The sequence below is a fragment of the Bacteroides rodentium JCM 16496 genome, assembly GCF_000614125.1.
Taxonomy (GTDB): domain Bacteria; phylum Bacteroidota; class Bacteroidia; order Bacteroidales; family Bacteroidaceae; genus Bacteroides; species Bacteroides rodentium.
The window spans coordinates 43,847-55,790 of record NZ_BAKJ01000021.1 but is presented as its reverse complement, the minus strand read 5'-3'; the positions used below and the strand labels follow the sequence as shown (position 1 = coordinate 55,790).

The following is an 11,944-nucleotide window of genomic DNA, read 5'->3' as shown; positions in this document are numbered from 1 at the left end:
GAGCAGGACACGTTGACCGAAAGCCTTGAAACTGCAAAATATAGGTTCATTCAATAAAAAAACGCTATAAATATTTGCTATTTTAAAATAAAGCCGTACATTTGCACCCGCAATTCGGGATGTAGCTCAGCCCGGTAGAGTACGCGTCTGGGGGGCGTGTGGTCGCAAGTTCGAATCTTGTCATCCCGACTGTTGAGCATTAAGGAGTTAAGTCTAAGACTTAGCTCCTTTTTCTTTATCTCGATTACTGTTTGATTACACTTTTTTTGGGGTCAAGTCAAAAAGTATGTGGGTATAATATTTGAGAAACATTTAAAGTTTTGTGCATAGGTTCTTTTACTCTTCTATTAGAAGCAAACCCATTATCACAAACAGCGTAGGACAACTATTGCCCTACTCCTATCTTATACACTCCGTTAGAAGCCTCATTGCCGTCATCTACTTGTATTTCGAATATCCGTCTGCCAATGCAATATCCACAGCACAAGCAAAACATTCCCCCATCTCCTAATACTTCATCCACTTTTACTGGAATTCTCGTAAGAAATCTCTATTTTTGCACTTTAAACAAGAAAAATTATGGGAGCAGCTAAATGGATAGGCGGCATCATCGGCTTCATGGCCGGAGGACCGCTGGGAGCCCTGGCAGGTTTTGTATTCGGTTCACTGTTCGACACCGACTCAAGCGACACAGGCAGTTATTATGGAGAAGAACCAACGCGCGGCACTACCTATACCGGGCAACGGAACAGTTTCCTCTTCTCCATGCTCGTAATGGCTTCGTACATTATCCGTGCAGACGGGCGCATCATGCATAGTGAAATGGAATTCGTCCGCCGCTTTCTGAGAAGCACATTCGGTGAGGCTGCCGTGGGCGAGGGAGAACGAATACTGCTCAACCTCTTCGAACAGCGCAAGCAGATGGACAGACAAAACCCACTGGCATTTAAAAACACCATCCGTGACTGCGGAACGCAGATTGCCGCCAACCTGACATACGAGGAACGCTTGCAACTGCTGGTATTCTTGGTAGAAATTGCCAAAAGCGACGGACACGTCTGCAACGAGGAGATAGAAGCCTTGAAAGAAGTGGCCATGTACATGGGACTATCCGTCAAGGAAGTGGAATCCATGCTCAACCTGGGCGGCAGCTCACTGAACGAGGCCTATAAAGTACTTGAAATTGAACCTACCGCCACCAATGACGAAGTGCGTGCCGCTTACCGCCGCCTAGCCTTGAAACACCATCCCGACCGGGTGGCAACGCTGGGCGAAGACATCAAAAAAGCCGCAGAAGAGAAGTTCCAAAGCATCAACAACGCCAAGGAGCAGATATACAAGGCACGAGGTATGAAATGACGCACCCCGCTCCTTGCCTTGTGGACAGCATCATGACGTTTATAAACATTCTATATTAACATCAACCCACACACTTATGAAGAAAACCCTTGCAATCCTTGCACTAGGCCTTACTGCCATTGCCGGACATGCCGCCACGCCGCTCTGGATGCGCGATGTGCAAATCTCTCCCGACGGTACGGAAATCGCATTCTGCTACAAAGGAGACATCTACAAGGTGCCCGCCAAAGGTGGAACCGCCACACAGCTTACTACCCAAGAGAGCTACGAATGTACCCCCATATGGTCGCCGGACGGCAAACAGATTGCCTTTGCCAGCGACAGATACGGCAACTTCGACGTATTCGTGATGCCGGCAGACGGCGGAACCGCCCAACGGCTCACTACCCACTCCACCGGCGAGATACCCTCCACATTCACTCCGGACGGAAAGTATATCTTGTTTTCCGCCTCCATCCAGGACCCGGCAAGCAGCGCTCTTTTCCCCACTTCGGCCATGACCGAGCTTTACAAAGTACCTGCAACAGGAGGGCGTACGGAGCAAGTGCTGGGCACCCCTGCCGAAGCGGTCTGCTTCGACAAGGCGGGCCAGCAGTTCCTCTACCAAGACCGCAAGGGATTTGAAGACGAATGGAGAAAGCACCACACCTCCTCCATCACCCGCGACATCTGGCTGTATGATGCAAAGACGGGTATCCATACCAACCTCACCGACCGCGCGGGCGAAGACCGCAACCCGGTGTTGTCACCCGATGGAAGAACGGTTTACTTTCTGAGTGAGAGAAACGGCGGCTCATTCAACGTGTATGCCTTCCCGCTGGCACAGCCCCGAGAGGTGAAACCCATCACCAGCTTCAAGACACATCCCGTACGCTTCCTCTCCATGAGTGACGGCGGGACGTTGTGCTACGGTTACGACGGCGAAATCTATACCCAGCAGCCGGATGCCACCCCGAAGAAAGTCGCCATAGAGATTGTGCGCGATGACCGGTCGCAATTCGCCAACCTGCAGTCTTCCGACGGAGCCACTTCTGCCGTTGTGTCCCCGGACGGAAAGCAGATTGCCTTCACTCTGCGCGGCGAAGTCTTTGTCACTTCGGCAGACTATGCCACTACCAAGCAGGTGACGCACACACCGGCACGCGAAGCGGGCCTCTCCTTTGCGCCGGACAACCGCACCCTGGCCTACGCCAGCGAGCGAGGCGGCAACTGGCAACTCTACCTTGCCAAGATAGCCCGCAAGGAAGACCCCAACTTTCCGAACGCCACGCTGATTGAAGAAGAAGTGCTGTTGCCCTCCACCACCGTGGAACGTGCCTATCCGCAATTCTCGCCCGACGGCAAGGAACTCGCCTTCATCGAAGACCGCATCCGGCTGATGGTGCTCAATCTGGAGACGAAGAAGGTGCGCCAGATTACGGACGGCTCCACCTGGTACAGCACCGGCGGAGGATTTGACTACGCATGGTCGCCAGACGGCAAGTGGTTTACACTTGAGTTCACCGGCAACAAGCACGACCCCTACTCCGACATCGGCCTGGTCAGCGCAGAGGGAGGCAAAGACATCATCAACCTCACCAATAGCGGCTACATGAGCGGCTATCCCCGCTTTGTGCTGGACGGCAACGCCATCCTCTTCACCACCGAACGCTACGGCATGCGTGCCCACGCCTCATGGGGCTCTCTGAACGACGCCATGCTCGTCTTCCTCAACCAAGACGCCTACGACAAATACTGCCTGAGCAAGGAAGACTACGAGCTACGCAAGGAGCTGGAGAAGGAGCAGAAGAAGTCTGCCGGAAAAGACACCCCCCAAGGCAAAAACAAGGATAAGAAGAAGAAAGACGACAAGAAAGACAGCAATACTGACGAAAAAGATGACCAGCCGAAAGACATCGTCGTCGAGCTGCGAGGCATCGAAGACCGTGTGGTGCGCCTCACCCCGAATTCTTCCGATATGGGCAGCACCATCATCTCCAAGGATGGCGAGACGCTCTACTACCTGGCTGCCTTCGAAGGCGGATACGACCTCTGGAAGATGGACCTGCGCAAGAAGGAGACCTGCCTGCTACACAAGATGGACGCCGGATGGGCGGACATGCAGCTGGACAAGGACGGCAAGAGCCTCTTCCTGCTGGGCAGCCGCAAGATGCAGAAAATGGACACTTCATCCGATGCGCTGACCCCCATCACCTTCCAGGTAGATGCCAAGATGGATTTGGCTGCGGAGCGCGAATACATGTTCGACCACGTGTACCGCCAGCAGCAGAAGCGATTCTACAATACCTCGATGCACGGAGTAGACTGGGACAAGATGACCGCCGCCTATCGCCGCTTCCTGCCCCATATCGACAATAATTATGACTTTGCCGAGCTGCTGAGCGAATGGCTGGGCGAACTGAACGTATCTCACACCGGCGGTCGTTTCTATCCCAAAGGGCAATCCGAACCTACTGCCAGCCTGGGACTGTTCTTCGACTGGAACTACACGGGCCGGGGCATGCTCATTGCCGAAGTGGTGGAGAAAGGCCCCTTCGATACTGCCAACACCCGGGTGAAAGCCGGTACAGTCATCGAAAAGATAGACGGCGTGGAAATCACCCCCGATGCAGACTACTACACGCTGCTCAACAACAAGGCACGGAAGAAAATCCTCGTTTCTCTCTTCAACCGCAGACCAAGGAGCGCTGGGAAGAGGTCGTTATCCCCATCACGAACGGTGCGTTCAGCGATTTGCTCTACAGCCGCTGGGTGAAACAGCGTGCGGCAGACGTAGATAGATGGTCGGGCGGTCGATTGGGCTACGTGCACATCGAGTCTATGGGAGACGACAGTTTCCGTTCCGTCTACTCGGACATCCTGGGCAAGTACAACAACCGCGAAGGTATCGTCATCGACACCCGTTTCAATGGCGGCGGACGCCTGCACGAGGATATAGAGATACTTTTCAGCGGACAGAAATACTTCACCCAGGTGGTGCGCGGTCGCGAGGCGTGCGACATGCCCAGCCGCCGCTGGAACAAGCCGTCCATCATGGTGATGTGCGAGGCCAACTACTCCAATGCGCACGGCACGCCGTGGGTGTACAGCCACCGCGGCATCGGCAAGCTGGTAGGTATGCCCGTGCCGGGAACCATGACCAGCGTGTCGTGGGAGCGTCTGCAAGACCCGTCGCTCGTATTCGGCATCCCCGTCGTCGGCTATCGCCTGCCGGACGGCAGCTATCTGGAGAACTCGCAGCTGGAGCCGGACATCAAAGTAGCCAATTCGCCCGAGACCATCGTGAAGGGAGAAGACACACAGCTGAAAGCTGCCGTAGAGGAGCTGCTGAAGGAACTCGAAAAATAAGTACCGCCCTGCCCTACGCAGGAGAGGGTATATCAAAACTGGTATTCACCACAGATTACACAGATTTGCACAGATAAGCATCTTTGATTATCAGTAGATTAAGTTCATTCTGTGTTAATCCGTGTAATCTGTGGTGAATTTTGACATACCCTCATATTAAGATGATGTGTCAAAACGGTTGATGGCACATCATCTTTTTTATATGCCACAAGGAAGCAATACTTTTTCTATCTCACTTTTTTGCACTATCTTTGTGACATAAACTCCTAACTCTTTGACTGATTATGTTTGCTGACTTGTTAAACTCCTCCTATTTCGCGCTCTTTCTCATTGTGGCTTTAGGCTTCATGTTGGGAAGAATCAAGATTAAAGGGCTTTCGCTCGACGTCTCCGCCGTCATCTTCATTGCCCTGCTGTTCGGACACTTCGGTGTCATCATCCCCAAAGAGTTAGGAAACTTCGGATTGGTGCTCTTCATCTTCACCATCGGCATCCAGGCCGGTCCCGGATTCTTCGACTCCTTCCGGAGCAAGGGCAAGACGCTTATCATCATCACCCTGCTCATCATCTGCTCCGCCGCCCTCACCGCCGTGGGGCTGAAGTACGCCTTCGACATAGACACCCCCAGCGTGGTGGGCCTCATAGCCGGTGCCCTGACCAGCACACCGGGACTTGCCGTAGCCATCGACAGCACCCACTCTCCGCTGGCCTCCATCGCCTACGGTATCGCCTATCCCTTCGGCGTCATTGGCGTCATCCTCTTCGTCAAGTTGCTGCCCCGCATTATGCGTATTGACCTTGACAAGGAAGCCCGCCGCCTGGAGAAGGAACGCCGCAGCCAGTATCCCGAGCTCACCACCTGCGTGTTCCGCATCACCAATGCCGCCATCTACGGACGTAGCCTGGGCCAGATAAACGCCCGCGCCATGACCGGTGCCGTCATCTCGCGCCACAAGACGGGCCAGCAGATAGCCATCCCCACCGCCCAGACCATCCTGCACGAGGGAGACTACATACAAGCCGTGGGCAGCGAAGAGGCCTTAAACCAGCTCGCCGTCCTCGTGGGCCAGCGCGAAGAAGGCGAACTGCCACTCGCAGACATGCAGGAGATTGAATCCCTGCTGCTCACCAAGAAGGATATGATAAACAAACAGCTGGGCGACCTCAACCTGATGAAGAACTTCGGCTGTACCGTCACCCGCGTCCGCCGAAGCGGTATCGACCTCTCCCCCTCGCCCGACCTGGCGCTGAAGTTCGGCGACAAGCTGATGGTGGTGGGCGAGAAAGACGGCATTAAAGGCGTGGCACGCCTGCTGGGCAACGACAACAAGCAGCTGTCCGACACCGACTTCTTTCCCATCGCCCTGGGCATCGTGCTCGGCGTACTCTTCGGCAAGCTCAACATCTCCTTCTCGGACAGTCTGTCGTTCTCGCCGGGACTGACGGGAGGCATCCTCATGGTGGCCCTTCTGCTCAGTGCCATCGGAAAGACCGGCCCCATTCTGTGGTCCATGTCCGGCCCTGCCAACCAACTGCTGCGCCAGCTGGGACTGCTCCTCTTCCTGGCCGAAGTAGGCACCTCGGCAGGACGGAACCTGGTAGCCACCTTCCAGGAGAGCGGCTGGCTCTTGTTCGGCGTAGGTGCCGCCATCACGCTGGTACCCATGCTGGTGGCCGTCATCGTCGGGCTGTTCGTATTCAAGATAAACATTCTCGACCTGCTGGGCACCATCACCGGCGGTATGACCAGTACGCCCGGCCTTGCCGCCGCCGACTCCATGACGGACAGCAACATACCGAGCGTGGCCTATGCCACGGTATATCCCATTGCCATGGTATTCCTCATTCTGATAATCCAGGTGATAGCCTCCGCAGTCTATTGACGCACGCAGACGTACAGAGACCGGAAGACTTGTCTCCACCGTCAGACTGTTCAATGCCATGATTGACTGGGGAGAGCTGAAGCTCCCCGTACGGAACATCATCCCGTAGAGCCGCTACTCGCGCATATCGTTGAGGTGTATCTCCAAGGACTTCACCGATATATATATTTCGTACACCGATATAGCCAGCGAAACAATCAGCAATATCAGCGCCAAACCGAAGATATAGACCGAAAGCAGATGGAGCCGGATATAGATAAAGAACATGCTGACCACGCACAGCAGCAGGCTGCCGATGCCCGCCACCTGCATGGCACGCGTCAGGTAGAGCCGCTTCCTCAGGTTGGCAATCTGCGCCGCCTTCACCGAAGAAGGATTTTCCATGTATTGCTCCTTCAAGGTGCGCACCAGTTGTGCGTAGGACAAGAAGCGGTTGGTATAGGCCAGCATAATCAGCGATATGGCCGAAAACAGCAAAGCGGGGGTGGTTAAATCTATTTCCATAAACATGATTACTTAATTATATCTATCCGTCCCGATATCAGGACTTACTACCGCAAAGATAAGCCAAAGATTGAAACTACAGAAACAAGTTCCCTTTTTTCCATTTCCCAAAGATTTATCCTACTTTTGCAGCGACAATAAAAAAACTCCTTACCACCGTAACTTAACAAATACGACCATGCGATATACCATTTCCGCCCCCGCCGCCCTGCACGCCACCATACAGTTGCCGGCCTCCAAAAGCATCAGCAACCGCGCCCTCATCCTCCACTCCCTTGCCCATGGCAACATCCTGCCCTGCAATCTGAGCGACTGTGACGACACCATGGTGATGACCCGCGCCCTCGACGGAAACCCCACGCACATCGACATCCTTGCCGCCGGCACCGCCATGCGTTTCCTCACCGCCTACCTCAGCGTAACTCCGGGCACCCGCATCATCACCGGTACGCAACGCATGCAGCAACGCCCCATCCGCATACTGGTAGACGCACTGCGGGAGCTCGGCGCCCGCATTGAATACGTCGGGAACGAAGGTTTCCCCCCCTTGCGCATCACCGGGACGGAACTGACCGGCAGCGACATATCCCTCGCCGGTAACGTCAGCTCACAATACATATCCGCCCTGCTGATGATTGGCGCCGTCCTCCCCAAAGGCCTGCGCCTGCACTTGACGGGCAGCATCATCTCACGCCCCTACATCAACCTGACTCTGCAACTGATGCGCGACTTCGGTGCCCAAGCCTACTGGACCTCCGAAGATTGCATCACCGTCAGCCCCGGCGGATACACGGATACCCCTTTCACCGTGGAAAGCGATTGGAGCGCCGCTTCTTACTGGTATCAGATGATGGCAATAGAGGGAATTAAAAATTATAAATTAAAAATTGAAGGAATCGAACTGCTCGGTCTCTTCGCCCACAGCTATCAAGCGACAGCCGCGGCGCGGAAGTCTTTGCCCGCCTCGGCGTCCATACCGAATATACAGACCGGGGAGTAAGGCTGACTCGTAAGGGTACTCCCGCCACCCGTCTCGACGAAGACATGGTGGACATCCCGGACCTGGCACAGACCTTTGTCGTCACCTGCTGCCTGATGGACATCCCTTTCCGCTTCACCGGACTGCAAAGCCTCAAGATAAAGGAGACCGACCGTATCACCGCCCTCATCACGGAACTGCGCAAGCTGGGTTACGTCGTGCGCTCCGAGCAAGACAGCATCCTGTTGTGGGACGGCGAACGCTGCCCGGCAGACACCGACCCCGTTATCGCCACCTACGAAGACCACCGTATGGCCATGGCATTTGCCCCCGCCTGCCTTGCCCTGCCACATATCCGGATAGACGAACCGCAAGTGGTATCCAAATCATACCCCGCTTACTGGGAAGACTTGCGGAAAGCCGGATTCGGGATAGCCGCCGAAAGCAAGCAGACAAGTCGCTATTAATCAAGTACCTACCGGTTTATTACCGTTTGATGAAAACAAACTGTCAGTTTAGTGACGACAAACTACCGGTTTAGCGTCGACAAACTGATAGTTTAACGCCAATAAACTGTCAGTTTAACGCCGATAAACCAACAGTTTATTCCTACTAAACTGCCAGTTTAATGGCGACAAACAAAAATAAACTCCCCGTACCAGTGAATGCGTCCCCTCACCCCCTTGCGATTCGCCCCCAGAAAAAGTGTCCATGCTTTTCTTCTCTCACCATTATTCCCTATCTTTGCCTGCAAGTTTTGAACTAGTATAAACGAGAAAAGAAGCCCATGTGGATATTGATTATTAGCCTGATTGTCCTTGCCCTCGTGGCAGCCACAGCCGGAACTATACGCTACCGGCGACTGCAGCAGAAGATAGACCGCGGCGAACTGGACGCCATGCCCGAAGTGCAGGAAGTGGATGCCGAGTGCTGCGGACAGCATGAAATCTGCGAACGTGACAGCCTGCTGGCAGCCGTCAGCAAGCAAATAGAATATTACGATGACGAGGAGCTGGACAAATACATCGGCACCGCTCCCGATGCCTATACTCCCGAGCAGGAAGACGAGTTCCGCGACGTATTCTACACCATGCAAGACACGGACGTAGCCGGATGGGTGCGCAGCCTGCAACTGCGCGGCATAGCCCTGCCGGACAACATCAAGGATGAAGTGTTCCTCATCATCGGCGAACGCCGTCTCACCCCCCATTCCTAACACTCCACATCCGACTTTTAATTTTTAATTCTTAATTTTCAATTGAATAAATGGAGCTACTGCAATACACCTTTTTCCAACATGCCCTCATCGGCAGTCTGCTGGCAAGCATTGCTTGCGGGCTGATAGGCACGTACATCGTCACCCGGAGACTGGTGTTCATCAGCGGCGGATTGACACATGCATCTTTTGGAGGTATCGGTCTGGGACTTTATGCGGGCATCTCCCCATCCTTTCGGCAGCCCTGTTTGCCGTCTTGTCCGCTTTCGGAGTAGAGTGGCTCAGCAAGCGGAAGGATATGCGGGAAGACTCTGCCATTGCCGTATTCTGGACATTGGGCATGGCACTGGGCATCATGTTCACTTTCCTCTCGCCGGGATTCGCCCCCGACCTGTCCGCCTATCTCTTCGGCAACATTCTCACCATCACCTGGAGCGACATCGCTCTATTGGGCGGGCTTGCCCTGCTGCTGATACTGTTCTTCGCGCTGTATCTCCATCCCATCATCTACGTAGCTTTCGACCGGGAGTTTGCCCTCTCGCAAGGTATTCCGGTGCAGGTATTCGAATATGTACTGATGATGTTCATTGCGCTTACCATCGTGGCATGCCTGCGCATGGTGGGCATCGTGCTGGTCATTTCGCTGCTCACCGTTCCGCAGATGACCGCCAACTTGTTCTCGCACCGGTTCCACCGCATCATCTGGCTTTCCATCGGCATCGGTTACCTCAGTTGCCTGGGCGGCTGATGATTTCTTTCTACCTGAATGTCCCCTCGGGTGCATCCATCATATTCTTTTCCATCATTATCTATGCCATTTGCAAGACGGGAAAGAGTTTTTGGCTATATTTGCAACGCTGAAGGTTTCACCACAGATTACACAGATTCACACAGAACTGATTAAAAAAAATCTGTGAAAATCTGTGTAATCTGTGGTGAAACAAAATAAAAACAAAAATCAAAAGACACAATGGAAATCAAAATTCAGTCATTAGACCAGATTCACGAAGCCGCCCGCCAGTTCATCGCTGAAATGGGTGACAATACCGTCTTCGCCCTCTATGGAAAAATGGGAGCGGGCAAGACGACTTTCATCAAAGCCGTTTGCGAGGAATTGGGCGTTTCCGACGTCATCACCTCCCCTACCTTCGCCATTGTCAACGAATACCGTTCCGACACTGCCGGCGAACTGATTTACCATTTTGACTTCTACCGCATCAAGAAGCTGGAAGAAGTGTATGACATGGGTTACGAAGATTACTTCTACAGCGGCGCCCTCTGCTTCATAGAATGGCCGGAGCTGGTAGAGGAACTTCTGCCGGGCAATACCATCAAAGTGACCATTGAGGAAATAGAGAACGGAGAGCGGAAAGTCACCCTGGAAGACTTTGAATAACCCCTCCCCTCTTTTTAATTTTTAATTTATAATTTTTAATTCTCCATGAGCCAATACATCGTTCAAGGAATTTTTGCCGTCGCAGGCATCATCGCCTTGCTGGCAGCCATATTGGACTGGAACTGGTTCTTTACTGCCCGAAACACCCAGTTTATCGTACAAAATGTAGGGCGGCGACAAGCCCGCCTGTTCTACGGCGTATTGGGTGTCATCCTCATCGGCACGTCTGTCTTCTTTTTTCTGAATACGCCACCAGCCACATAAAAACAAAAAAGAGGATGTGTCGAAACTGGTATTCACCACAGATTACACAGATTTACACAGATAAGCATCTTTGATTATCAGTAGATTAAGCTCATTCTGTGTTAATCCGTGTAATCTGTGGTGAATTTTGACACACCCCTTTTTCCTATACTTTTGATACAGACTATTCTTCGCCCAAAGATTCCGTATATTCCATCTCACCTTGTACGATGAAAAGGATTTCTTCCGGATCATAGTCACCCATTTCATCCTTATGGGCTTCCTTGACAATATAGTCCACGATTTTCCCCAAATCAATCTCGATGTACCCATCCGCATCCGGCTGCGCATCAAGGATGCCGCTCTCGGAATAGTACTCGTCAATCAAATCGAGAAAATAATAGAACTCGTCGTCAGAGAACTTCTCTTTCAACTCCTGCGGCAAATAATTCTTGATGTACTCGATGGTCTTTTCATCATCGACATCATTCTGCAAAAAATCGTCTTCCATTCCCATACCGTTATATTTTAAGAGTTGTTTAATTTACCATTTACAATGTACAATGTACAATTGAAGCGCCTTGAATGATGCGCAGCCAAATTGTACATTGTAAATTGTAAATAGTACCTTATAATATCGCTTCTATCTTGGCCACGTAAGCAGATTTCGGAGCAGAACCTACCTGCTTGTCCACCAGCTCTCCATTCTTGAAGAACAAGACTGTAGGGATGTTGCGTATACCATATTCGGCAGCCACGTCGCCGTTCTCATCCACGTCACATTTGCCAATGATTACCTTTCCTTCATATTCAGTAGCCAATTCATCGATGATTGGTCCCACCATCTTACAAGGGCCGCACCAAGCGCCCAGAAATCCATAACTACCGGTTTTCCCTCTGCCAAGATTTCTTGAAAATTGCTGTCTGTAATTTCTAAAGCCATTTCTTTTAATATTAAATGTCAACTATAATTATTAATTTACTGTCAATTGCGTTTTATCAACCTTCGCTTTCGA

The 11,944-nt window shown here is 52.4% G+C and carries 7 protein-coding genes, 1 tRNA gene and 4 pseudogenes; 9 read left to right on the top strand and 3 right to left on the bottom strand.

Annotated elements, in window-relative coordinates; translation table 11 throughout:
* Positions 1 to 115 precede the first annotated feature (115 nt).
* The 4 genes and pseudogenes from JCM16496_RS11025 (at position 116) to JCM16496_RS11010 (ending at position 6,590) form a co-directional block, all read left to right on the top strand.
* A tRNA-Pro gene (locus JCM16496_RS11025) sits at positions 116 to 189 on the top strand.
* A gap of 390 nt (positions 190 to 579) precedes the next feature.
* The gene (locus tag JCM16496_RS11020; protein ID WP_025834294.1) at positions 580 to 1,359 is read left to right on the top strand and encodes a DnaJ domain-containing protein; all 780 of its coding nucleotides are present in this window, start codon (positions 580 to 582) and stop codon (positions 1,357 to 1,359) included.
* A gap of 76 nt (positions 1,360 to 1,435) precedes the next feature.
* Positions 1,436 to 4,707, top strand: a pseudogene (locus tag JCM16496_RS11015) (S41 family peptidase).
* A gap of 284 nt (positions 4,708 to 4,991) precedes the next feature.
* Entirely contained in the window at positions 4,992 to 6,590 is a 1,599-nt protein-coding gene (locus JCM16496_RS11010; protein WP_025834293.1) for an aspartate:alanine exchanger family transporter, read from the top strand.
* 114 nt (positions 6,591 to 6,704) lie between these two features.
* Here the strand turns inward: JCM16496_RS11010 and JCM16496_RS11005 are convergent, their stop codons facing one another.
* Positions 6,705 to 7,094 carry a DUF2721 domain-containing protein gene (locus JCM16496_RS11005; protein WP_025834292.1) on the bottom strand — a complete coding sequence of 130 codons (390 nt, stop codon included), beginning with the start codon at positions 7,092 to 7,094 and terminating at the stop codon, positions 6,705 to 6,707.
* Positions 7,095 to 7,272: 178 nt separating this feature from the next.
* Between JCM16496_RS11005 and JCM16496_RS11000 the strand changes: the two are divergent.
* From JCM16496_RS11000 to JCM16496_RS21810, 5 genes and pseudogenes are all read left to right on the top strand, one after another.
* Positions 7,273 to 8,540: pseudogene (locus JCM16496_RS11000) on the top strand (3-phosphoshikimate 1-carboxyvinyltransferase).
* A 320-nt stretch (positions 8,541 to 8,860) separates the two neighbouring features.
* Positions 8,861 to 9,289 carry a hypothetical protein gene (locus JCM16496_RS10995; protein WP_025834290.1) on the top strand — a complete coding sequence of 143 codons (429 nt, stop codon included), beginning with the start codon at positions 8,861 to 8,863 and terminating at the stop codon, positions 9,287 to 9,289.
* 50 nt (positions 9,290 to 9,339) lie between these two features.
* Positions 9,340 to 10,150, top strand: a pseudogene (locus tag JCM16496_RS10990) (metal ABC transporter permease).
* 109 nt (positions 10,151 to 10,259) lie between these two features.
* Entirely contained in the window at positions 10,260 to 10,685 is a 426-nt protein-coding gene (gene tsaE, locus JCM16496_RS10985) for a tRNA (adenosine(37)-N6)-threonylcarbamoyltransferase complex ATPase subunit type 1 TsaE (RefSeq protein ID WP_005824185.1), read from the top strand.
* A 45-nt stretch (positions 10,686 to 10,730) separates the two neighbouring features.
* The gene (locus JCM16496_RS21810; RefSeq protein WP_128809557.1) at positions 10,731 to 10,949 is read left to right on the top strand and encodes an immunity 17 family protein; all 219 of its coding nucleotides are present in this window, start codon (positions 10,731 to 10,733) and stop codon (positions 10,947 to 10,949) included.
* 163 nt (positions 10,950 to 11,112) lie between these two features.
* On the opposite strand, the gene JCM16496_RS10975 is transcribed toward JCM16496_RS21810, so the two are convergent.
* Both JCM16496_RS10975 and trxA read right to left on the bottom strand, forming a co-directional pair.
* Entirely contained in the window at positions 11,113 to 11,445 is a 333-nt protein-coding gene (locus tag JCM16496_RS10975) for a hypothetical protein (RefSeq protein ID WP_025834285.1), read from the bottom strand.
* Positions 11,446 to 11,557: 112 nt separating this feature from the next.
* Positions 11,558 to 11,871 (bottom strand): annotated as a pseudogene (gene trxA, locus JCM16496_RS10970) (thioredoxin).
* Between the last annotated feature and the right edge of the window lie 73 nt (positions 11,872 to 11,944).